The sequence below is a fragment of the Spirosoma migulaei genome (assembly GCF_054776855.1).
Genome location: NZ_BAAHBG010000045.1, coordinates 19,610 through 44,644, shown reverse-complemented (window position 1 = coordinate 44,644; position 25,035 = coordinate 19,610). Strand labels below are relative to the sequence as shown.

General features: G+C 49.5%; 14 protein-coding genes. 10 read left to right on the top strand and 4 right to left on the bottom strand.

Annotated features, from left to right (window positions below; translation table 11 throughout):
• Positions 1 to 61: 61 nt before the first annotated feature.
• The gene (locus ACYVGO_RS36860; protein ID WP_460973809.1) at positions 62 to 1,180 is read right to left on the bottom strand and encodes a FecR family protein; all 1,119 of its coding nucleotides are present in this window, start codon (positions 1,178 to 1,180) and stop codon (positions 62 to 64) included.
• A gap of 55 nt (positions 1,181 to 1,235) precedes the next feature.
• Positions 1,236 to 1,808, bottom strand: coding sequence for an RNA polymerase sigma factor (locus ACYVGO_RS36855; protein WP_142770733.1), 573 nt, complete (start codon positions 1,806 to 1,808; stop codon positions 1,236 to 1,238).
• Between the two features lie 624 nt (positions 1,809 to 2,432).
• Here ACYVGO_RS36855 and ACYVGO_RS36850 point away from each other — a divergent pair.
• Genes ACYVGO_RS36850 through ACYVGO_RS36840 form a run of 3 tightly spaced genes read left to right on the top strand, consistent with a single transcriptional unit; the run spans position 2,433 to position 7,537 of the window.
• Positions 2,433 to 5,756, top strand: a complete 3,324-nt coding sequence (locus tag ACYVGO_RS36850; RefSeq protein WP_142770734.1) for a SusC/RagA family TonB-linked outer membrane protein — start codon at positions 2,433 to 2,435, stop codon at positions 5,754 to 5,756.
• A 19-nt stretch (positions 5,757 to 5,775) separates the two neighbouring features.
• Positions 5,776 to 7,374, top strand: coding sequence for a SusD/RagB family nutrient-binding outer membrane lipoprotein (locus ACYVGO_RS36845; RefSeq protein ID WP_371731985.1), 1,599 nt, complete (start codon positions 5,776 to 5,778; stop codon positions 7,372 to 7,374).
• Between the two features lie 40 nt (positions 7,375 to 7,414).
• Positions 7,415 to 7,537 carry a hypothetical protein gene (locus tag ACYVGO_RS36840; protein WP_460973808.1) on the top strand — a complete coding sequence of 41 codons (123 nt, stop codon included), beginning with the start codon at positions 7,415 to 7,417 and terminating at the stop codon, positions 7,535 to 7,537.
• 93 nt (positions 7,538 to 7,630) lie between these two features.
• On the opposite strand, the gene ACYVGO_RS36835 is transcribed toward ACYVGO_RS36840, so the two are convergent.
• Together ACYVGO_RS36835 and ACYVGO_RS36830 are read right to left on the bottom strand one after the other, a co-directional pair.
• The gene (locus ACYVGO_RS36835; RefSeq protein WP_460973807.1) at positions 7,631 to 9,211 is read right to left on the bottom strand and encodes an FG-GAP repeat domain-containing protein; all 1,581 of its coding nucleotides are present in this window, start codon (positions 9,209 to 9,211) and stop codon (positions 7,631 to 7,633) included.
• A gap of 73 nt (positions 9,212 to 9,284) precedes the next feature.
• A complete protein-coding gene (locus tag ACYVGO_RS36830; RefSeq protein ID WP_460973806.1) occupies positions 9,285 to 10,517 on the bottom strand; it encodes an ROK family transcriptional regulator in 1,233 nt (410 codons plus the stop codon).
• 247 nt (positions 10,518 to 10,764) lie between these two features.
• On the opposite strand from ACYVGO_RS36830, the gene ACYVGO_RS36825 reads away from it, so the two are divergent.
• The 7 genes from ACYVGO_RS36825 to ACYVGO_RS36795 all read left to right on the top strand — a co-directional run bounded on the left by ACYVGO_RS36825 (position 10,765) and on the right by ACYVGO_RS36795 (position 24,941).
• On the top strand, positions 10,765 to 11,922 hold the full coding sequence (locus tag ACYVGO_RS36825; RefSeq protein WP_460973805.1) for a glycoside hydrolase family 18 protein: 1,158 nt from the start codon (positions 10,765 to 10,767) through the stop codon (positions 11,920 to 11,922).
• Positions 11,923 to 11,945: 23 nt separating this feature from the next.
• The gene (locus ACYVGO_RS36820; RefSeq protein WP_460973804.1) at positions 11,946 to 13,403 is read left to right on the top strand and encodes an alpha-L-fucosidase; all 1,458 of its coding nucleotides are present in this window, start codon (positions 11,946 to 11,948) and stop codon (positions 13,401 to 13,403) included.
• Between the two features lie 251 nt (positions 13,404 to 13,654).
• Positions 13,655 to 15,718: an alpha-L-fucosidase gene (locus ACYVGO_RS36815; RefSeq protein WP_460973803.1), complete on the top strand. Its 2,064-nt coding sequence runs from the start codon at positions 13,655 to 13,657 to the stop codon at positions 15,716 to 15,718.
• Positions 15,719 to 15,849: 131 nt separating this feature from the next.
• Entirely contained in the window at positions 15,850 to 18,393 is a 2,544-nt protein-coding gene (locus tag ACYVGO_RS36810; protein WP_460973801.1) for a carboxylesterase family protein, read from the top strand.
• 171 nt (positions 18,394 to 18,564) lie between these two features.
• Positions 18,565 to 20,844, top strand: coding sequence for a family 20 glycosylhydrolase (locus ACYVGO_RS36805; RefSeq protein ID WP_460973799.1), 2,280 nt, complete (start codon positions 18,565 to 18,567; stop codon positions 20,842 to 20,844).
• 371 nt (positions 20,845 to 21,215) lie between these two features.
• Positions 21,216 to 23,852, top strand: coding sequence for a glycoside hydrolase family 2 protein (locus ACYVGO_RS36800; RefSeq protein WP_460973797.1), 2,637 nt, complete (start codon positions 21,216 to 21,218; stop codon positions 23,850 to 23,852).
• Positions 23,853 to 24,074: 222 nt separating this feature from the next.
• Positions 24,075 to 24,941: a YybH family protein gene (locus ACYVGO_RS36795; RefSeq protein WP_460973795.1), complete on the top strand. Its 867-nt coding sequence runs from the start codon at positions 24,075 to 24,077 to the stop codon at positions 24,939 to 24,941.
• Positions 24,942 to 25,035 lie beyond the last annotated feature (94 nt).

The window sequence follows — 25,035 nt, the reverse complement described above, 5'->3', positions numbered from 1 at the left end:
GCGAATAATTACAGATTCATAGCATACAGGTTAAGGTTAGCTTTAGGGTTAGTAAGATTTTTTACTGGCAATTTCCTCCGTTCACAATCACCTGACCATCCAGAATTTCGTAGGTGGCCCCAACTGTTTTGCAAATAATATCCAGCTTCTGTTCGAATGACTCGGCTTCCAGCGATGCACTTAACTGGCAATGGACCAGTGCTTCCTGATTGAAGCGAATGTCGATTCCGTAGGCGTCTTTTAAATCCTGAAACACCCGAGCAATAGGCGTTTCGTCGTACGAAAAGTGAACCGGCTGCTTCTTTACCGTAGCCAGGATATGGGGCGAATCGACGAGGGTCTTATTAAATTGCTCGGTTTGCCGGGAGAACACAACCTGCTGGTTGGGCAGCAGCAAAACGCCTTTGGTATCAGCGGATGCAGTTGTCGTTTGGGGTGCTTGAGCCAGATCGCGGTAAACGGATACCTGCCCGGATTGAACGTCAACACGTACTTCGGTTTCTTTCTCGAATGCCCGAACGATGAACTTCGTTCCCAGCACTTTCGTCACCACTTCGTTTGCGTAGACCAAAAAGGGCTTGTGTGGATTTTTAGTGACCTCAAACGTAGCCTCGCCTGACAAATAGACGGTTCGGGTTTGCTTCCCAAAATCAGCTGCGAAACTCAATCGACTTCCGGGAGCCAGAGAAACGTCGGAGCCATCGGCCAGATGAATCGACTGAGGTTGCGTTGTCGTATTTATCGTTTCAGTGAATGCATGTTTAAGTACGGTGAGATGTTTTTCGTAAGGAGACTCTACCGCTTTCGTCAATTGGAACCAGAAACCAACTCCCAGCGCGAGGAGCACACAGGCTGCGGCAACCCATCCCATCCTGGCCCAGCGACGATTCGGCACCTCAACGATCCGGGTTTCCTGCTGTGCATTCGTCTGTTTAATTCGACTGAGTAACGCATGGATGGTCTCCTCCGACAACTGCGTTTGGGCATAGTCGTCGAGGCCCAGGCGAACGGCCTTTAGTAAATCAACGGCCTGTTGCCAGTGTGCGTACCGATGCGGATGTTGATCAAGCCAGTTCGCCCAGAAGACCGTCGATTGGGGCGTGGGCATAAGCTGATGCGTAACGAACGAGTCGTCAGTTAGAAAATCAGCGGATGAAAAGGTCTCGTAAGCGGGTCGCACAATCTACCGGGTTTGTCAGTAGATGACGATTTTTGAAAAACGTACTCACTTAATCCTAAAAAAAATGGAAAAAAGTTAAAAAGGGGAGAACAATCCAGCCACGAAGCTTCTCAACGGCTCGAAAAACCAGATTTTTAGCCGATTGCTGATTGACTGATAATACTTCCCCGATCTGGTTGTAATCCATATTTTCGACAAAGCGCAATTTGAGGGCTTCCTGTTGGCGCGGGGGCAACTGGGCAATGAGTCGCTGGAGACGTTGCTGGCGGGAGGTGGCCGCTTCCAGTTCTTCCAGAATTTCCAGATCGTTTGGTTCATCCCAGAGCGTGTCGAAGTCGGTTTCGGTTAACGACTGGAAAGGGCGCTCTTTGCGCTCGAGCTGATGGATAATTCGGGTTTTGAGGGATTTGAGTAAGTAAGACCGAACGTTGTCGGGGGTAGTCAGACGCGAGCGTTTTACCCAGATTTCTGTAAACACATCATGAATAGAATCCAGCACGAAGGCTTCGGATGCCGACACCAGACTCATGCCATAGCGGTACATAGCCCGAATATGCAACTGGTAAAGTTGCGTATAGGCGTCCTCATCACCCGTCTGAAACGATTTCCAAAGTTGTTGTTCGTCCACCTCAGTTATTCGCTAATCAATTCGCGTACTACAGACGCGAATTGTATCAATAAATCTAACAAAAATAAGACATAAATCAGCTAGTAGGCAGGTTGGGATATTTCCATATGTGCCGTGATGGGTTCACTTTCTGTGCCTCTGTGGTTAACAATTTTGCGTGTTTACTGCTAAAAGGTCAGCTAAAAAACACGCGTAGATGACTAACGATAATGACAGGATATAATCTTTTACCTGCACACGCAACAGGCGCAACGCTCTGGATAAATGGTATTCAACAGTTTTAGGGGGATAAGTCCAGTTGCCGGGCAATTTCCTGATTGGATAACTACTGATAACGACTTAAAAAGAAAACCTTCTGGGCCGTCTCGGGTAATGGACAAATTAAACCGGGGCACACGACTTAACAAACAGATCTAAGTATAAACACTCAACACGATCTGTTCATCCTCCTTACGTATTTATTTTTTTGATAAGGACACATGTCGTCACAAATACCTGCCTGCTTATGTGAGTAAGCCAACTATAAAGTAATATTTTAAAAAATTTTATTTTATGATGTGGGGTTAAAGAAATTTATTAATATTGTATAAAATTTCTCTAACTTAAGCTTAATCAGATTATTGTATGGCAAAAGATTTACTGAGGCTTGTTATCCTACTGTTGATAATAAGCACGCCCGCATTGGCTCAGTCGATTTCGGGTAGGGTTACTGCAAGCAATGATGGTCAGCCGTTACCAGGTGTCTCTATTGTGGTAAAAGGCAGCACGTCGGGTACCATTACAGATACGGACGGAAAATACACGATTGCCGCTGCCAAAAACAGAGTATTAGTCTTCTCGTTCATTGGCTACAAAACCAAGGAAGTTGCAGTCGAAAACAGAGCTACTGTTGACATCGTGCTGGACGAAGATGCTTCCTCAATTGATGAAGTTGTTGTGACGGCTCTGGGTATTAAACGGGAAGAGCGCGCATTAGGCTACGCTACGGCTGTTGTTAAGAATGATGCCCTGATTAAAACGGCATCACCAAACTTTGCCACGGCACTTTATGGTAAAGCTCCTGGTGTAACCATCAATGCTACGCCGGGTGGCGCAACCAGTGCTGTAAGTATCAGCATCCGGGGCCTGGCTTCCATTACTGGTAATACACAGCCACTGATCGTCATGGATGGTATCCCCATTCGGAATGGTGAAGTACGGAACAATGATTATTGGGGTGACCAGCGTATTCGTGGGAATGGCCTGCTTGACCTAAACCCGGCCGATATTGAAAACATCTCTATTCTCAAAGGTGCTTCGGCGGCTGCGCTTTACGGCTCCGAAGCGGTGAACGGCGTGGTCCTGGTGACTACCAAAACGGGTAAAGGCAAAAAAGGCCTGGGTGTAGATTTCAGCGCGAGTTATAGCGAAGATAAAATTGCCTATCTGCCACGTTATCAGAACGTAAGAGGTCCCGGCTACTTTAAAAATTATGCGGATGGTGGGCAGGATGCCAACGGATTCATCTCCTACGACACCGATGGTGACGGAAAAGGCGACACACGTGGATTGCTCGGGGCTACGGTCAACTTCGGCCCCAAGTTTGATGGCCAGCCGGTTATGGCCTTTGATGGAGTAGTTCGACCTTATTTACCCTCCAACAACAGTTACGCTAATTTATTCCAGGCTGCCCACAGTGCAAACATTAACCTGGCAATCTCGAAAGCAACGGAGAATTCAAACCTGCGCTTTTCGTACACACGCCAGGATAACGGAATGATTAGCTATGGCGCGAAAAACGAAAAGAACATCATGAACCTGAATGCCAGCTTTAATATCAACCCAAAGCTGAAAACGGATCTGATGGTTAACTACGTCAACCAGTATACGCATAACCGCCCCTACAAAGTGGATCGCATGATCAACAACTTTACGGGGATGATGAACCGGTTTGAATCGGCCGACTGGTATTTCAATAAATATCAGACGAGCCAGGGCTATAAGTACGTGACTGGAACGAACCAGAGCTTAACCCCTGCCGAGAACATCATTCGGAATGGTTTCAAAACGGATATTGGTGATTACGTATGGAGCACCCGCGCCAACACTTACGATGAGTACAGCAACCGGGTAATCGCCAGCGTTACGCAGACCTGGAATATTCTGGACAACCTCTCGCTTCGTGGCCGGGTTGGAACGGACTTTACCTCGGAGCGGCTGGAAGATAAGCAACGTAGTGATAAGCCGTTGGCTTTTGGTTATTCCGGTTCCTTCTCGATGAGCAACAACTTCTATAGTAATGTCTATACAGACGTTCTGCTTAACTATACCAAGAAGTTGAACGAAGATATGACCGTTTCGGCCAGAGGTGGTTATACGGCCAACAAGACGCTGAATACATTACTACAACGGTCAACCAACGGTGGATTGAGTACCGAAAATTTCTTTGATGTCTCGGCTTCTGTGAATACCGCAAACGGTAGTAACACCCGTGACCGCTACGTTCGGGATGCCTTTTTGGGTACGGTAAACTTTGATTATAAAAACTTCTTCTTTGTTGAAGGGACGATCCGTCGTGACCGCACATCAACGCTGGCACCGGGTAATAATGCGTTCGTTTATCCGTCCGTAAACTCGAGCCTGGTGTTCAGTGATTTATTTAGATTACCCAACGCCATCAGCTACGCTAAACTGCGGGCTTCGTGGGGTATTGTGGGTAACTATCCAGCTATCTACAGCGCCAACAATGCCTATAATCAGGGAAGCCTGAGCTTACAGCAGGCGGGTGGTAGCTCAGTTCTGTATACCAACATCAGCAGTGACTACGGCAATGACAAAATCCGCCCTGAGCAGAAGCATGAGTTTGAATTCGGTTTGGAAGCCCGGCTTTTCAGAAATCGCCTGGGTGTCGACTTGTCTTATTACAATGCACAAATCGTCGATCAGATTCTGCCCTTAACCATTGCCGCCAGTTCGGGTGCCAAGTCGGTTCTGGCCAATATCGGTACGCTTAGAAACCAGGGTCTGGAACTGGCGTTGAACATCTCACCGATACGGAGCACAGGCACGAATGGATTGAACTGGGATTTGACGTTGAACCTGGCTAAAAACAGCAACAAGGTAGAAAAACTGACCAACAATTCGACTGAACTGTTACACGCCGACTACGACGGTAATGCTGCTCAGTTACGCTCTACAGTTGGGCAGCCAATGGGTGATATTTACGTCCATGGTATCCTGAAAAATGCCGATGGCAAGAACGTAGTTGGCCCCAACGGTATCTATCAACTGGATGGAAACAACTGGATCAAGGCGGGCAATGCCATGCCGAAATTGACGGGTGGTTTGCTGAATAACTTTAGCTATAAAGGCTTTAATCTGGACGTAGTTGTTGACTTTCGCTACGGTGGCTCTATTATGCCAACAGGTATTAACTGGCTGACATCAAGGGGTCTGACGGAAGAAAGCCTTACGGCTATGGATGCTGAACACGGTGGTCTGAGCTATTATATCGATGCAAATGGCAAAGGTGTTCAGACGACGGCTTCTGCCGGACCAGGCGGCCAGGTAGTCTATCACGATGGTATGTTGATGGACGGCGTACTGCCAACTGGCGAAGCCAATACCAACGTTGTTTCGCAGGCTGTTTATTACAACAGTACGTACAACTGGGGTGGTCCTCAGTACAGCAGTTCGCGCTATGAATTGTATGTGAAGGAAAACACCTACGTCAAAATGAGGGAGATCTCGTTAGGCTATCGGATTCCGGCCAGCATCACCCGTAAAATTGGCACGCAGAACCTGACCCTGTCCGTATTTGGTCGTAACCTGTTCTTTATCTATAGAACCATCAAAGACCTGGATGCTGAGCAAACCAACGTGGGTACGAAATGGTCGGATAACATCAATAACGCTGGTAACAACCCATCTTTCCGTACAATGGGGGTTATGTTACGTGCCAGCTTCTAACCTTACTTCAGTCATGAAAATGAAAAAAATATCTTTCCTGTTTTTAGGCGGGCTTCTCCTGGCAAATGTGTCCTGTAAGGAGTCTGATTTTTCGGAAGCCTATCCAAACCCTGCCAAGATTGCTGAGACAACCGTTGAAAAGCAGTTTACGGGCGTCCTGTATGCTAACAAAGATTATGTGCTTCCGGGCTATCGGTATTACTTTGTTACCCTGAGAACCTCCCTAAACCATTACAATCAGGCAACGGGCTGGGTTAATTCATCAGGCCAGTACATTCCGGGGTCGTCGGGCGTGGAAGACGTATGGTACAACTATTATAACATGCTGGCGCAGTATCGGGAACTGCAAAAAGTGTACGCATCGAAAACGGCAGAACAACAGAACGACCGGAAAATATTCATGCTGGCAGCCGCGGTTTACGTGTATGATTACACAGCCAAGATGGTCGACTTGCTAGGCTCCATTCCGTTCAGTGCGGCTGGTTTATTAAGCACCAATGGGGGAGATTACCTGGCTTCCAGCGCCAAATTCGATACCGCCGAAAGTATCTATACATTCTTGCTGGATGATCTGAAGCGTATCTCGACCGAGTTGAACGGGATTACGTTGAACGCCGGTTACCAGAAATCGTTTCAGACGCAGGATTTCCTGAACAAAGGGGATGTAACAGCCTGGAAACGGTATACAAATTCGCTTCGTCTGCGGTTGTTGAACCGTGTTTCGGATGTGGACAGCTTCAAATCGCGGTCGAATACCGAAATGGCTGAGATTCTGGGGAATGCAACAACTTACCCCATAGTTGAAACCAACGCGCAGAATATTCAGATCAACGTGTATGATATCAACACAGATATCAATTCGAAAGGATTCCAGGATGGTTTAGAGTCGGCGGGCTGGTTTGGTAATACAGCGGGTAAAGCGATGATCGACAATATGAATGCGAATAACGACCCCCGTTTACCTATCCTGTTTGAGCCAGGGGCTAGTGCAGGTGGAAAGTACGTTGGTATTGATCCTACAGCTACGGAAGCGTCTCAGACGGCCCTGTTTAATGCTGGCCAGGTTGCGATCTATAACCGCTTCACGTTAAGCCGTAATCAGTTCTTCCCAGGTGTGCTGATCAATGCTGCGCAAATGAACCTGATCAAAGCGGAGTATTATTTGAGAACGGGTAATGATGCTGCGGCAAAAACGGCTTACGAAACGGGAATTACGCAATCGGTTCAATTCTATAATGGAATTCTGGCACTGACCAACGCTACGGGTATTACAGGCTCTACGATCCCAACAGCGGCAACCACGGCTTCCATTTCGGCCTACATTGCTGGGCCGGGTGTAAGCTGGAGCAGCGCAACTACCAGTGCCGACAAGTTAAAGTTGATTGCTACCCAGAAATGGCTGCACTACAACCTTGTTCAGCCCTACGAAAACTGGTCAGACCTTCGCCGGCTGGATTATCCAACGTTGAGTTTCCAGGTTGATAACGCGAACAACCAAACATTACCTCCTGTTCGTTGGACGATCCCGGGTAATGAAATCACGTACAATGCAACCAATTATGCCGCTGTGAAAGCAACGGACAATCTGAAAACCAAGATTTTCTGGGATGTGAAATAAGACGTCCCGGTTCGGTAAGACAAATTAGTGTTTAAGTTAAATGGGCAGGCCGCTTGGTTTGCCCATTTTTGTTGTTTGGGCTTTCCCCTCACCCAAAACGGGAGAGGGGAAAGCCCAAAGTCCCGCTCTGTTCTCGCTTGGCTTTCCGACCGGGCTGGCGTAGCCAAGCGAGAACGTGAGTGAACGTGAGGAGGATAAACAGCTCTCTGTTTAACTCCGTTTATCCTCCGTTCCTCTGTGTTTAAAAAATCCTGCTCTATTTCCCCTTATTCTCCAGCACCAGCAATTGCGGAAAAGACGTAATGCCTTTAAAGAGCAATTGGGTCATTTCGCCAACGGTGTGAAAATAGGAGCCCAGCACAATATCGATATCGCCATCCTGATCGAAGTCGGCGGCTTCCATCGTCAACCATTTGCCGTAAGCGGCTTCCGGAGTGCTGAAAGGCTTGAAGGTCAGTTTTCCTTCGTTGGCCAGGTAAATAAATCCCTGCTCGGGTTGGGCCAGATTGGTGTAAAAAGATGTGGCGGCAATGTCGAGATCGCCATCGTTATCAAAATCCCGGGCAACGGCTTTGCTAGCCCCGTACATCGGGTAAAACCAGGCTTCTTTAAAGTTGTCTTTTCTGTCGTTCAGGTAGATACGTACCCCGTGGTAATTTTTGTTGATGGCCGAATAGTCCCAATTGTCGCCGTTTGCCAGCAGAATATCCTGAAAACCATCCTTATTGAAATCAACCAGTTCGAAATAGCTGGACCCGAATAGGGGGGAGAAACGTAGCACGGTTTTTTCTTTAAACTTGCCGTTTCCCTGATTATAAAATATAGATACCTCTTCCCGCGCCTGAGCCATCAGAACCATGATGTCGGGCTTTTTATCGCCGTTGAAGTCGGCAATTTCCACTTTCCGGGCACCGGGAAACGCTTTCAGAATATGCTCTTTGGTTGGTTCAAAACTGTCGTACCAGAACAGTTTTCCGGCGTTGTTGCCAAACCCACAGATAACCACATCTTCGTTGCCATCGGCATTCAGGTCGCCTGTAGCAAACTGAACGGGTCTGGGCAATCCTTTGATATTGATCGGAACAGAACCTGCTTTTGCGGATCGTTCTAGTGTCATGAGTCGGCCCAGTTGCTGGTCGGATGGGCTAAAAATGCCAATGGTGAGTACCCTCGGAGCGGCATTCTTAGGGAAATCTATATCGGTCGGTGGGGTATCAACCAACCAGGTATCTTTCAGCAATGTACCGTCTGGCTGTAATTTTCCATCGAGCACATAAACGACGTTCTGCGCATCACCCACGTAAAGCTGAGCCGTATTCTTATCGTATTTCAGCATCGTTGTTTGCGGTACCGGCTTGTCGCTGAGCACGAGTTCTTTCACCTTGAATAAGGGAAGCTGATTGGTAACGTCCGGATGCGATTTTTGTGGGAGTGGTTCTTCAGGCGCGGTACGTTCGTAGTAGCGTACAATTTTGTCCCAGTCTTCCCTTGGTAACGCGGGCGTTTCGGGATAAATGTTCAACTGGCTGATGGCTTTTTCTTCCTCGGGCGAGAGGGCTCTCAGCGTATCCTGACCGGGTTGTTTGATGCCAAGCCGCATGCCCATGTTCGGCAGTACGCCCGTAACCCAGGTTTTTTTGTCTAATAGTTCAGGCTCGGGAAACAGATGGCAGCTACTACAGTAACGGACTGCCAGTTGCCTGCCTGCACTAAGTGAATCAGTCAGCACGGCTTCTTTTTTGTCCCCGTTATTCGTAGAGTTGTTCGTTTCGATGTCAGAAAAAGAAACTACACCGAGAGAAATAAAAAGTAGCAACCCGATTTTAATAGAAGCCATCAGGTGATTCGTAAAAGTTAAAGTGCAATCCCACGTTGCAGACCTCTCCTATAACGGAAGAGGGGCTAAAAATTTACACATCCATAAACAGACTTTCTATAACATACGCGTGTGTACCGAGCCACTTGGCCGCTCCCTGGAGCTGCGTCACCTCAACCATCAGGTTGTTTCGGAATCCGCTCAGACAATGTTTGTTGATCGCCTGCCGGATGGAGTTGGTGATGAACAGGGAGTCTTCTGCCAGTACGCCATCAACGATAATAATCTCCGGATTGAACAGCGTAACGGCAATGGCCAACCCTTTCCCTAATTGATAACCAGTCTCATGCAATTGATCGATGGCGAACGTGTCGCCCTGATTGGCAGCCTGGATAACCTCGCTGATCGTAATCTGGGAGGGGTCATCGCGATAGCTAGCTAATTTTGTCGCCTGACCCGCCAGTACTTCCCGTTGCACGCGCTTAACCAGCGCCGATGCGGAGGTGATCGTATCCAGGCACCCTATTTTGCCACAATAGCATAATTCGCCCTGTGGGTCTACCTGAATATGACCTAACTCACCTGCGAAGCCGGACGCACCATGAAAAACTTCGCCGTTACTAATAATGCCCAGACCTACACCCCAGTCAATGTTGATCGTCAGGGCGTGTTGCTTACCCTGGCTACTACCAAACCGGTGTTCCCCCAGCGCGGTAGCTTTCGTGTCGTTGATCATAAAAACAGGCAAACCCCATTGCTGCTCCAGCCAGACCTTAATGGATCGCTCGGGTAAGCCAAGGTCAGGATAGCTCAAATTAAGGCCCTGTCGCGAATCAATTAGTCCCGGCATCGATAACCCGACCCCAATAACATCTGTTTTGGCAATGCCCGATTCGGCCAGTGCTTCGTTCACGAACGATACCAGAAAATCCGAAAAACTGGCTTTGTTCTCCAATATGGTATCGGCGCTATGTTGGAACACAATCTGTCGTAGCAGATTGACCAGCATTAGCTTCGTTTCGTGGGTGTTGCTATCTAGAATGAGGGCATAATGGCCCACCGGATTCAGGCTAAACAGAACGGGCCTTCGCCCATTGTTGCCGGAAACCGTTCCCAGGGTGCTTACCCAGCCTTCGTCGATTAACTGTTCGATTATGAGTGTAACAGAAGGAACACTGGTATTGAGCATTTCGGCCAGTTTGGCCAGTGTGCAGGAGCCTTCCTGATATAGGTATGAAAGTGCCCTCTTGACTTGCTGGTTTTTTTTAAAAGCAACAATAGACTTTTTGGTAATACTGGGGCCTTCGGCGGGGATAGATGTGAGCATAGGTAATAACGACTACTCGGCTAAAAGCCGTCGCTTAAGTAGAAGCATATAAGTCTGTACGGGTAGAAAGGCGTACTAGACCTATTTCTATTTAATAATCCAGAAAACTTATATACATACTACTAGTATGCAGCTTTTATGCCATTTATCAGCATAGTTAATAAATATTTTTTTAAATAAGGTCATATTATTAAAAAAATTTAAAATATAGGTATCTTTGTCTCGTACTCCTTTTTACCAAAGAATAGTGAAGCCACGTATATTATTGCCAGCTTTTTCATTGGTCGTTTCCTTGTTCGGCCTATTGCTACCCTATTCCTCTACGGTAGCCGCTCAAACGCCCCCCAAACGGTACGTACTCATCGGTTACGTGAGTGGAGATGGGTGGACGAAAGATCAGATTGAAGCCCGTAAGCTCACGCACATTAACTACGCATTTACCGTGCCCGCCGAAAACGGTGAATTTGCGCCCATTACGCCCAAAGATTCGGCTAACCTGGCCGCGTTAACCTCGCTTCGGTCGGTTAATAAAGACCTGAAAATACTGATCTCGGTCGGTGGTTGGGGTGGTTGCAAGTATTTCTCAGATGCTGCCCTGACGGATGCTTCACGGCGGAAATTTGCCAACAGTGCCGTGGCGTTCCTGAAAAAACATAAGCTCGATGGCGTTGACATCGACTGGGAATACCCGGCTCAAATTGGCGCAGGCAACATCTTTCGGCCCGAAGACAAGGGGAATTTTACCCTGTTCCTAAAAGCCATTCGGGATCGGCTCGATGAGCAGGGGAAGGTAGACAAACGCACAGGCACAAATCATTACCTGCTGACAGCCGCCACCGGGGGCGACACCGCTTTTGTGAGCCATACCAATCTGGGCGAAGCGCAACGCTACCTGGATTACGTCAACATTATGACGTATGACCTTTACCACGGCAACGATAAAGTAACGGGGCATCATAGCCCACTGGCGCAATCTAAAAAAGGTGATCAATCGCGCAACAGTTCTATTTCGGCCGTGGAGGGACACATTAAGGCGGGCGTTCCTGTTCATAAAATTGTACTGGGTATTCCGTTTTACGGGCGTGGCTGGGCCGACACTCGTCCGGTTGACAATGGTTTGTACCAGCCTTCAACGGGTAAGCACTCATTCATCAGCCACGATGAACTGGTGGACAAATACATCAACAAAAACGGATTTGTCCGCTACTGGGACGCCGACGCCAAAGCGCCTTATCTGTGGAATGCGACCTCACATACCTTTATTTCTTATGGCGATGCCGAATCATTCGGACCGAAGATCGACTATGTGAAGAAAAAAGGACTGGGCGGCATTATGTTCTGGGAATACATCTACGACCTGAAGCATAAAGCGCTTCTTGACCCGGTGGTCAACGGCCTGAAATAACCCTATACTGACAGTTCCTACCCATGAAGAATACCTATTTTAATTCATTGTACTACGGTTGGCTTCTATCCCTTTTGCTGGTATCGAGTACCGGTTTCGCTCAGCAGCATTCCGAACAAAACCACGCGCACTACGTACCACCCAAAGACAGTCTGGTGAGCCGAAAACTTGCCCAATGGCAGGACATCAAGTTCGGGCTGCTCATGCACTGGGGCACTTACAGCAAGTGGGGCATTGTGGAGTCCTGGTCGCTGTGCCCGGAAGATGAAGGCTGGTGCGAGCGCCGGGGGCCCTACGCGGCCAACTGGTACGAGTACAAAAAGGCGTACGAGGATATCCGGACAACCTTTAACCCAACGGAGTTCAATCCTGAACGCTGGGCTTCGGCGGCTAAAGATGCGGGTATGAAATATGTGGTGTTCACCACGAAACACCACGACGGATTCTGCATGTTCGACACCAAGCAGACAGACTACAAAATCACCGATCCGAAAACGGCGTTCTCGTCGAATCCACGGAGTAACATCGCCAAAGAAGTGTTCAGTGCATTTCGTGACAAGAACTTCATGGTAGGAGCTTATTTCTCAAAGCCGGACTGGCATATACCTTATTACTGGGACCCCTATTTCCCGCCCAAAGATCGGAACGTATCGTATGCGCCCAAAAAATACCCCCAGAAATGGCAGCAGTTCAAAGACTTTACCTACAACCAGATTCAGGAACTGATGACGGATTACGGTAAAATCGACATTCTGTGGCTCGATGGTGGCTGGGTCCGTCCAGCGTCTACGATTGATTCTACCATTAGCTGGCAACGCACCATTCCCTACGATCAGGATATCGACATGGCGCGTATTGCCAGCATGGGTCGTAGTAAACAGCCGGGATTGCTGGTCGTAGATCGTACCGTAACGGGTGAGTTTGAAAACTATGTTACGCCTGAGCAGTCCATTCCTGATGCGTACATGCCCATTCCCTGGGAGTCGTGCATGACGATGGGCGATTCGTGGTCGTATATCCCGAAAGAGAACTTTAAGTCGGCCCGCAAATTGATTCACACACTGGTGGATATTGTCGCTAAGAACGGCAACCTGCTCCTGAACATTGCCCCGAGCCCCAACGGCGACTGGCATCCCGAAGCTTACCAGCGGTTACAGGAAATTGGGGCCTGGCTGCGCGTCAACGGTGAGTCGATTTACGGCACAAAACCCGTAGCGCCTTACCGGCAGAAGCAGTGGGCTTATACCGGTAACGGTAAAACGAAGTACCAAACGTACCTGCCCGCCGAGAAAGAAACCGTACCTGCAACCATTACACTTAACAACGTTACTCAAAGCAAACCAACGGTAAAACTGCTGGGATACGCCAAATCGCTGAAAGCCAGTAAAACAGCAGAAGGTTTAGTTGTTGCCCTGCCCGAAGCCGCACGACAATTATTGGCCGCACAACCGGCCTGGGTTTTCAAACTGGAAGAAAAATAATTCTCATGTTCACGCTTGGCTTCGCCGAGTGTGTGCTATTATTTCAAGGGCCTCCGGCCCGTTTCGAGCCTAATGCTAATGCGTGCTACCGGCCAGAGGCCGTAAAATAATAACACACACTCGGCGAAGCCAAGCGTGAACGTGAGTAAGCAATCGGGACCAGTGCGCATAGTTTTCAACTTCTCCGAACAATCGCCGGAAAGGCTAACTAAAGGCCTTGTTACATTATTCTGATTACCTGTTTTTATTCAATGCAAATACGACTCATTGCCCTTTTTGTCATCCTGTCACGACTAACCTTGGCCCAAACGCCAGCGCCTTTCGGAGCTGTGCCATCTGCCCGCCAGTTGCAGTGGCATAAGTTGAAGTACTACGCCTTCGTGCACTTCAACATGAACACCTTCACCAACGAAGAGTGGGGCCACGGTACCGAAACCGCCGACATGTTCAACCCGACCCAACTTGATTGTCGGCAGTGGGCGCGGGTGGCTAAAGAAGCGGGTATGGAAGGGATTGTGATCACGGCCAAACACCACGATGGTTTCTGCTTATGGCCCAGCAAATTCACCGAACACTCGGTCAAGAACAGCAAATGGCGTGATGGTAAAGGCGATGTCCTGAAAGACCTCTCGGCTGCCTGTAAAGAATATGGGCTGAAATTCGGTGTTTACCTCTCGCCCTGGGATCGAAACCACCCCGCCTACGGAACCCCCGAGTACAACGAAATCTTTAAGAATACCCTCAAGGAAGTGCTGACCCAGTATGGCGACGTGTTTGAAGTGTGGTTCGATGGAGCTAACGGTGAAGGGCCGAACGGTAAGAAACAAGTCTACGACTGGCCGGGCTTTATTGCTACAGTTCGGCAATATCAACCCAATGCGGTCATTTTTAGCGATGGGGGCCCTGATATTCGTTGGGTAGGTAACGAAGATGGCTATGCGGGTGAAACCAACTGGGCAACCTTAAACCGGGATAAAGTCTATCCGGGTTATCCGAATTACTGGGAGCTGACGCCGGGCCATGAAGATGGTACGCATTGGGTACCTACCGAAGTGAACTGTTCGATTCGGCCGGGTTGGTACTACCACGCCAGTGAAGACAGTAAAGTGAAATCGCTGGAACATCTGGTCGATATTTATTACAGCTCAATTGGGCGCAATGGCAACTGGCTGCTCAACCTGCCCGTTGATCGCCGGGGGCTGGTTCACGAAAACGACGTGGCCCGGCTTATGGAACTGAAAGCCTATACCGATAAGGCGTCGGTCAATCTGGCTGGTGGGAAGAAAATTACCGCCAGTAGCGTCTTCAGTAAAGCGCCAACCTTTGCAGCCAGCAATATATTGGACAAAAGCCGAGATACGTATTGGGCAGCTGCCGAAGGGGCCAAACAAGCCACCCTCGACATCGACTTAGGTAAAGCCACTACCCTCAACCGGCTGCTTATTGAAGAATACATTGCATTGGGTCAACGGGTGAAGAAGTTTTCAGTATCAGCCTGGAAGGATGGCAACTACCAACCTGTTGCACAGGGAACAACCATCGGCAATCGGCGTATTTTGCGGTTCCCGACCGTAACTACCAGTAAAATCCGGGTAAACATTGAGGAGGCTAAAGCCAGCCCACTTATTCGGCATATCGAAATCTACAACGCGCCTGAGCTGATCGTAACCCCGGTTATCAGTCGCAGTAAAGACGGCCTGGTAACCATCGCCTGTCCCCGCACGACCGATCCGGTTATTACCTATACTACTGATGGGTCGGAGCCAACGGCTAGTAGCCCGCGCTTCAGTCAGCCATTTCCGATGCTTCAGAGTGGTACCGTGAAAGCCCGCGCGTTCATCGACAACATGAAAAAAGCTAGTAGCTCAGTCTCCACCGACTTTGATATTAGCTCAACGAAATGGACGGTTGTATCGGCAGGTAGCTCGGCATCTGGTAAGGGAATCGACCGTCTGATTGACGGGAATACGAATAGCTTCTGGCAGCAGCGTAAAGCGGGTGAAGGGACTGTGTCTGTTGTTCTTGACCTGGGTGAAACACTGCCACTGAAAGGCTTTACGTATCTACCCCGCCAGGATGGTAAAAAAGACGGCATCGTGTACCGATATGCCGTGTCGGTGAGCCAGGATGGAAAAACCTGGGCAGCACCGGTGAGCCAGGGCGCTTTCAGCAACATCAATAACAACCCGGTTGGGCAATCGGTCCGGTTCGATCAGCCGCAGTCGGCGCGTTACCTGAAATTCGATGCGCTCGAAACCACCGGTGAAAAAGACGCCACTGTTTCCATTGCCGAACTGGGCGTTTTGACGCGCTAATAGTCAATTGTTTATCAACTATTTTTAACCACAGAGGCACAGAGAACACGGAGATAAAATATTTATTATCAATCCATGAAAGCTCTGTGTTCTCTGTGCCTCTGTGGTTAAAAACGTTACCTCCATCAACTATGTTAAAACAATTCCTTCATCTCGCTCTCTCGCTCCTGTCAATAAGCCATCTTCAGGCACAGACGAAGCCTGAATCAACAACCTATTCGTTTACCAAAGGCCTGGTTGCGCTGACCGGTAGCCGATACGGACGCGAAGCAATTTATGCCGATCCGCTGGCCTATCAGCTCTACTCCGGCACGCTCAAACAACCAGCCGAAGGTGCTGTTTTCGGTACCGATGATCAAGGAAAGGAAATCAAATGGATGCCCGTTACAGCCGATAGCCTGAACCGATTGCGGTTTCGGGGAGGTTTTCGGGGGAATGGTGGAGCACCCGCCGGGCCTGGCGTCGTAGCGGGGAGCCTTCGGGGTGGCATCGGTGGGGGCGGGGGGTATACCTATCTGACGTACGCTTCTACCCGAGAGCAGATTGCCCTGCTCAATATAAAAGGCAACAGCAACGTCTACGTAAATGGCGAACTGCATATGGGCGATGCCTATAATATGGGCTATCTGCACATACCCGTAAAGCTCAAAAAAGGTCTGAATGAATTTTATGTACGGGGTGTCATGATCACGGCCAACTTGAATTTTCCGAACAAAGCCGCTTTATTACGCACTGATGACCCTACGTTACCCAGTATCCGGTTAGGCCAATCGAACGCATCACTTCAGGGCGCTGTGGTCGTGGTCAACACCTCGGCAACACCCTTAGCTGGGTTGCAACTAACCAGTAAATTGGCTGGTAAATCACAGACGACCAGTTTGCCCGTTATCCCCGCTTTATCGAGTCGGAAAGTAGCGTTTACCTTCGATGGAAGTGGCGTTAGTGCGAAAGGTCCGCAGCCCTGCGAATTGACCCTTGTTCAGAAAGGAAAGTCGCTGGACGCAGGTACGATTTCGGTGGAGGCCGTTCCATCCGGTGCCTCCTACAGCCAGACGTTCGTTAGCCACATCGACGGCAGTTTGCAATATTATGCCGTAACCCCACAGTCATCGGCCACGACGGCTCCCTCCGCACTGTTTCTGTCGGTACACGGCGCGGGTGTAGAAGCCAGCGGACAGGCTCGGGCTTATAAAGCCAAAGACTGGGGAAATCTGGTGGCGGCTACCAACCGTCGGCCGCGGGGTTTCAACTGGGAAGACTGGGGTCGGATAGACGCCCTGGAAGTACTGGCGATTGCTAAAAACCAGTTCAAACCCGATCCACAACACATTTACCTGACTGGCCATTCGATGGGCGGACACGGCACATGGTTTCTGGGTGCTACTTATCCCGATAAATGGGCGGCCATTGCCCCCTGCGCGGGTTACCCAACCCTGAAAGAATACGGTTCTGCCGATGGGGTAATTCCAGATAGTAGTAGCAACCCCCTGGAACAGATGTTGTTACGGTCTGGCAATCAGAGCGATGTGCTGAAACTGACGAGTAATTACAAACCACTGGGAATCTATGTCCTGCACGGCGATGCCGACCGAACCGTTCCGGTTACCTACGCTCGTCAGATGCGCAAAATCCTGGGTGAATCTCAACCCGACATGAGCTACTACGAATATCCCGGCGGTAGTCACTGGTTTGGCGATGAGAGTGTTGACTGGAAGCCTTTGTTCGATTTCTTCAAATGGCACAAGATTGCCGTTGATTCGACGGTGAACACCATCGATTTTATGACAGCCAATCCCGGTATTTCATCGGCGTATCGTTGGGCAGCTATTGAACAGCAAACCCAACCGCTACTTTATAGTCGGATACAACTCGGACGGAAAGGTCAGGCTATTACGGGCACAACGACAAACGTAGCCCTTTTGAAGCTGGCACTGGATGGATTTGCGGCAAAAACACCCGTGACGATTACGCTGGACGGAACCCCGGCGCTTACCTACACCACCACGAGTGCCCAGGATACCTTGTTCCTGCGTCGCGAAAACGGCCAGTGGAAGCAATCGCAACGACCCGATGCGGCTCAGAAAGGCCCGCATCGGAATGGTACATTCAAAGATGCCTTCAACAACCGAATGGTGTTTGTGTACGGAACGAAGGGTACGAAAGAAGAAAACGACTGGAACTGGCAGAAGGCTCGCTACGACGCTGAAACCTGGTATTATCGAGGCAATGGTGCTATCGACATCGTAGCCGATACTGATTTTTCGCTGGCGAACTATGCCGATCGGGGTGTTGTCCTGTTCGGAAATGCAACCAATAATGCCGCCTGGAAACAACTACTGGCCGACTGCCCAATCCAACTGGAACGCAATCGTGTGCTGGCAGGTGCTCAGCAGTGGCAGGGCGATGACCTGGCAGCCTATTTCGTTTGGCCGATCAAAGGTTCGAAAACGGCTTCGGTAGCGGTCATCGGTGGCACAGGGTTGAAAGGGATGCGAGCGGCTTCGGCCAACCAGTACTTTGCCGGAGCCAGTGGTTTCCCCGACTTCATGATTTTCGGACTGGACATGGTTCGGGATGGCAGCAAAGGCGTTCGCATGGCGGGCTTCTTTGATAACAACTGGAAACTGATGCCGAACCAGTACGTTGTCAATGGCCAGAAGAGCGGGGCTGAGTAAGCTATTTTAACCACATAGGCACAGAGGACACAGAGAGGTAAATGTGCGATATTTATCAGGTTATAAATCTGTGTCCTCTGTGCCTATGTGGTTAAAATTTTGTCTTAAACCCAATAGAATAGCCAAGCGAGAACGTAGGAACAGCGATTCTAATAAATTACCCATATTCCAATGATTCGATTACATTACCTGTTACTGGCCTTATTCGTCACCTTGTCTATTCAGGCGCAGGATGTGGCTCAGCGGTACCCGCTTATCCCGTATCCAACATCGCTAACACCTGCGTCGGGACAATTTGTCGTAACGGCTCAAACGGCACTGATCGTTCAGGACAGTCGGTTTGCGAACGAAGCCAGGCAGTTGCAGGCACTGTTAGAACCAGGTCTGGGCAAACAACTGTCCAGCAAAGGGAATGGCTCCAAAATCGTGCTTCAATACGATGCGTCGATTACGAATCCTGAAGGGTATGATCTCACAATTACACCCCAGCAAGTGACGTTGAAAGCCAGTCAGCCAGTCGGGATGTTTCGCGCTATTCAAACTATTCGTCAATTGCTGCCGGTGGCTATTGAGAAAGCAACGAAACCGCTGTCGTCGATAACGATTCCGTCCGTTCAGATTCGTGACCAACCGGCCTATGCCTGGCGAGGCATGCACCTTGATGTATCGCGGCATTTTTATTCGATGGCGTATTTACAGACGTTCATTGACCGGCTGGCACTCTATAAATTCAATAAATTTCACCTGCACCTGACTGACGATCAAGGCTGGCGGCTGGAAATCAAAGCCTATCCTAAATTAACGAGCGAAGGGGCGTGGCGAACCTTTAACAATCAGGATTCGGTCGTCTTGAAACGGGCCGTTACTAACCCCGACTTTGACCTGCCCAAACAGTTTATCCGGCAACAGAACGGACAAACGCAGTACGGCGGTTTCTACACCCAGGCACAAATGCGCGACCTGATTGCCTACGCAGCCGCCCGACACGTTGAGATCATTCCCGAAATCGACATGCCCGGCCATCTAACGGCGGCTATTAAAGCGTACCCGTTTCTAAGTTGCACCGGTCAGGAAGGTTGGGGGAAAACGTTTTCAGTACCCATTTGTCCTTGCAACGAGCCAACCTACACTTTCATGAAAACGGTGCTGAGCGAAGTCATCGCACTGTTCCCGAGCCCGTACGTTCATATTGGTGCCGATGAGGTTGAGAAATCGACCTGGGCACAATCGGCGGGTTGCCAGGAGTTGATGAAACGGGAGAACATTAAAAACGTTGAAGAGTTACAGAGCTATTTCGTGCACCGGATTGAGAAGTTTGTGCAGTCGAAAGGCAAGAAGCTGATGGTTTGGGACGATGCCCTCGAGGGTGGGCTCAGGCCGTCTACGGCAGTCATGTACTGGCGCAGTTGGGTAAAAGATGCTCCCCAGAAAGCCGCTCAGAACGGGAATGATGTCGTCATGACGCCCGTGAGTAACCTGTATTTTGATAGCCCTCCGGGAATTCAATCCGTCGAAAATATATATAATCTTAACGTCGTGCCTGAACGGATAACCGCTGGGCAAACAAAGCAGTTTCTGGGTGCACAGGCCAACATCTGGACCGAATACATCCCAACCGAAAACCGCGTGGACTACATGAGTATGCCCCGCATGACGGCGCTGTCGGAAGTAGTCTGGACGGCAAAAAAGGATTATTCATCATACCAGAAGCGGCTTCTCCAGCACTTTCTGCGTATGGAGAAACTGGGCATTCATTACCGCCTGCCCGACCTCTCGGGTTTTGCCGAAGAAAATGTATTTGTCGATCAGGCTACGTTACGCATCAAAAAGCCGCTGGACAGTTATTCTCTCCGCTATACAACTGACGGGTCGAACCCTCAGTCAAATTCACCCGAATTACCAGGCGGGTTATCCATTACAAAACCACAAACGGTTAAGGTAGCGGCCTTCACGCCATCGGGTGTGCGGGGCGATGTGTATTCGCTCCGTTACCAGCAGCAAGCCTATGCAACACCAGTCACCATTGCCAATCCACAAGCCGGTTTAGCAAGCAACTATTTCAAAAAGTACTTCAAGGAAACCAAGCTGATGAAGCAGCAAACGCCCGATAGCACGTATACGATCAACAACGTTGTGGTACCAAAATCCGTAAACGCGCCTAGCTTCGGTATCCAGTTTCGGGGGTATCTGACCGTACCCGAAACGGGTGTTTATAGCTTTTTCTATACCTGCGACGACGGCGGCATTCTCCGTATCGCCGACCGGATGGTGGTCGATAATGATGGCAACCATTTTCCTATCGAAAAAAGTGGTCAGGTGGCTTTACAAAAAGGCGCACACCCCTTCGAAGCCGATTTCATTGAAGGCGGTGGTGGCTTCACGCTCAAACTGAAATACAGCCTGAACGGCTCCGAACCAATGGACATTCCGGATAGCTGGTTTGGGCATTGAGGGTGTGAGAAAGCTACATTATCTTAAGCTATCCTGATTGATTTTGTCATGCTGACGAAGGAAGCATCTTAAGATTTCCTTACTTACTCATTAGGATAGTTTAAGATGCTTCCTTCGTCAGCATGACAAAAAATCATCGAATGTTCCTTCATCGAACTAACTACATGAACTATATCAAATACCCGCCGTTCTCGCTTGGCTATCCGACCGGGCTGGCGTACCAGCGTGAGCTGTTATTTTGACGGCCTCTGGCCGGAGAAAAACACCAGTACAGCCAATACGGGCCAGAGGCCCTTGAAGGAATAGTCCTCACTCGGCGTAGCCAAGCGAGAACGGCAGCGCTAATACATACAACCTGAAAAATATCATCAATGAACTATATCAAATACCCACTACTCGCCCTGCTACTAACGCTCCCGTTCTGGACGCAGGCGCAGAAGCAGTATGAATTAAATTCAGGCTGGCAGTGTAGCCCGATTGCAAAAACGAAGGATACTGGCTTTACCATTTCAGCACCGACCTATTCGCTCGCGGGCTGGCTGCCGGCTGTTGTTCCCGGAACCGTCCTGACCACTATGCTGGCCAACAAGCAGGTGCCGGACCCGTTCTATGGGATGAACAACAATAAAATCCCGGATATCTACGCTACTGGGCGAAATTACTACACCTATTGGTTCGTGAAGGAGTTTCAGGAAACGCCGAAAGCTGGCGAGCAGGTATGGCTCAACTTTCGGGGAATAAACTACAGTTGCGATATATTTCTGAACGGCCAGAAAGTGAATAGTCGCCCGTTTGTGGGCATGTTTCTGAGGCAGTCGTTTAACATTACGTCGCTACTTCGGAAGGATGGTAAAAACCGGCTGGCCGCTATCGTGCATCCACCCGACCCGGTTGGGAATGCTAACGGTGGTCAAGGGGGCGATGGCACTATTGCTAAAAACGTGGCGCATCAGTACGTAGCGGGCTGGGACTGGATTCAACCCATTCGTGATCGGAACACTGGAATTTGGGACAAAGTAACCATCGAAAAAACGGGCGCTGTCAACCTGAAAAACCCACATGTTGTTACGAATGTGCCGGGTAAACGCTTTCCCGATGGGCCTCAACAACCAGCAATAGTGCGTGTATCCGCCGAACTGGAAAATACCTCTGCTATCCGGCAGTCGGGGGTGCTTCGGTACACATTGAATGGTCAGGTAATAACAAAGTCTGTCAGCCTGGCACCCCGTACGACAACAACCGTCGATTTGCCCGCGCTGACGTTGGCGAATCCGAAATTATGGTGGCCTGCCGGATACGGGGAGCAGCACCTGTATCCGATGAATGTGCAGTTCCTGACGGGCGATAAAGCCGTTTCGGATGAGGAAAGCCTACTGGTGGGTGTCCGCGAAATTCAATCCGAGTGGAACAGCTTTACCCGAAGCCGTCAGGTTTTGGTGAACGGGCAGAAAGTGTTCATCAAAGGGGCCAACTGGATTGTTTCGGATGCGATGCTTCGGTTTACGCCCGAGCGGTACAACGCCGAGATTCGGTTCCACCGCGATATGAACCTGAACCTGATTCGGATCTGGGGTGGCGCGCTGTCGGAGCGTCCGGAGTTTTATCAGGCATGCGATAAATACGGGTTGCTTGTGATGCAGGATTTCTGGGGATCAGGCGACTGCAACGGTCGATGGGTCGATCCGATGAAAAAAGAAGACCAGTGGACGCGCCGAAATTACCCCGACGATCATGACTTATTTCTAACCTCCGCAGCCGATCAGGTCAAGATGATTCGCAACCACGCGTCGCTGGCCATCTGGTGCGGAGGGAATGAGATTACGTTGCCGCAGGACATCATGACGCCCCTTCGCGACACAATATTGCCCAAACTGGATGGGACGCGTTGGTTCATCGACTACTCGAACTCAGATGAAATGTCGTTCAACTTTCTGGGTGGAAACGGCGATGGCCCGTATGGTATTCAGCCGATCCGTCAGTTCTGGGAACATAGAACCTGGCCGTTTAACTCCGAAGTAGGTTCGGTTGGTGTGGGCGACTATGCATCGCTGGAGCGGTTTATTCCCAAAGAGAATCTGATCCCGCCGGTTTACGAGAAAAATGGGAAAAGCCAGGTCGATTCGGTTTGGGATTACCACAAATATATTGGGTATGATGCCTCCATCGATCCGTACGGAAAAGCGACAGACGCGCGTGATTTTGCCAAAAAAGCACAGCTCGTAAACTACGACCAATATCGGGCGTTGATGGAAGGATTCAGTTCGCACATGTGGGACTGGTACACCGGAACAATCATCTGGAAAACGCAAAACCCCTGGACAGCCATGCGCGGGCAGATGTACGATTACTATCTCGATCCGAATGCCTGTCTCTACGGTCTGCATAACGGTAGCGAACCCCTGCACATCATGTACAATCCTGTCGATAGCATGGTAATGGTGGTGAACAATACGTTCCGCTACTACCGCGACATGATGATGGTGATCAAAGTCTACGACATGGCGGGTAAAGAAACGACCATAACGCAGGTGTTTTCTGAAATCGGCCCGACGCTGGTTCGCCCATACGTGCCCATTGGCCGAACATTGCAGGCGCTGACTAAAGACAAAGGGGCCTTCCTGATGCTTCAACTCCTCGATCTGAATAAGAAACCCATCAGCGAAAATATGTACTGGCTACCCGACGCAACCGGTGAGTACTCCGGCTTGCAGCAGCTGGCCAAAGCGCCCGTTCAGGTGAAGGCCCGGCAAATTTCCAGCGGAAAAGTAGAGGTAACCCTAACGAACCCCGCCAGAAACCCGGTTGCTTTTTTCAATCGGCTATCGCTGGTGGATGCGACCACCAAAGCGAGGCTGCTACCCGTTTTCTATAGTGACAACTACGTTTCGGTCCCGCCCGGTCAGCAGAAAACCGTAACCATCGATTTTACGCCTTCTGCCAGTACGCCAATGGTTTCGCTGGAGGGTTGGAACGTGGCCGAGCAGTATGTTCCAATAGCTAATCCTTGAGTATAGTCCGGATCATACCTGATATACGTTTGTACAGCCTGCATGTTTCTCCAGTACAAAGGCCTTCGGCCGGATTTTATTCCCAAGATACTAGAGATTCAGATATGATTTCACGCTGTTCAGACAACGAATCAATCAGTTGAAATAATGAAGCCTGTGATCGTGTAACCAGTCGCCTTACCTTGTTGTGGAATTTCTTAACTGGATTCATCACAATTGCTTATGCTTCATATCTACTGGCTATTTACGGCTATTCTATGGATAGGCTCCACCCAGACGAATCCACGTTCTGCCCAGACCGATTACGAAAATTTAATTGCAGCCGAACGAGCTTTTGCTCAACTGGCGCTGGATCAGGGTGTAAAGAAGGCTTTTGTCGAAAACCTTGATGAACAATCTGTTGTCTTTCAGAATAATCGCTTTTTGCCCGGTAAGACAACGTACCAGCAACTCCCGGATGGATCGGGTAAATTAACCTGGCGACCTGCTTACGCAGAAATCTCGGCTTCGGGCACACTTGGCTATACAACCGGCCCCTTTGAATTTCGGCCCCGCTCGCTGGACGAAGAACCGGTTAGTTACGGGCAGTTTACCAGCGTTTGGCACAAAACAGCAACAGGCCAATGGAAAGTGCTGATTGACTTTGGCTGTACGCTTTCCAAGCCCAATCAGCCAGACGTTATCTTACAGATACCTACTCAGGTTTCATCCAAATCGACGCTACTCCTGGATACATCGGTAGTTAGCCGAGCGTTACGGCAAACAGAACTTGCCTTTATTCAGACAGCTCAAACCAAAAGCCTGCGGGAAGCCTACCAGTCTGTACTGCCTACCAGCGACTCGATTCGCCTGTTGCGGGAAGGCAGTAGTAGTTCTGTAGGACTAACAGCCAAAAAGATAGCCGTTGCTTCCGATCAAAAAGTCGACTATCAGCTTGTTCGTATAATTTCGTCTCCTGCGGGCGATCTGGGCTATAGTTATGGCTATGCCACCTTCGGCAATTCTCGGCAAGGTTACCTGCGTATCTGGCGAAAGCAACATAATCGCTGGCAATTGGCGCATGAAGTTCTTGGCGTCAAGCTCACCTGACCAGAACAATAAAAATTAGTAACCACACAGGCACGCAGAAAAGGTATTTACAATAACTCTTTATTCTCTGTGCCTGTGTGGTTACTAATTTTGC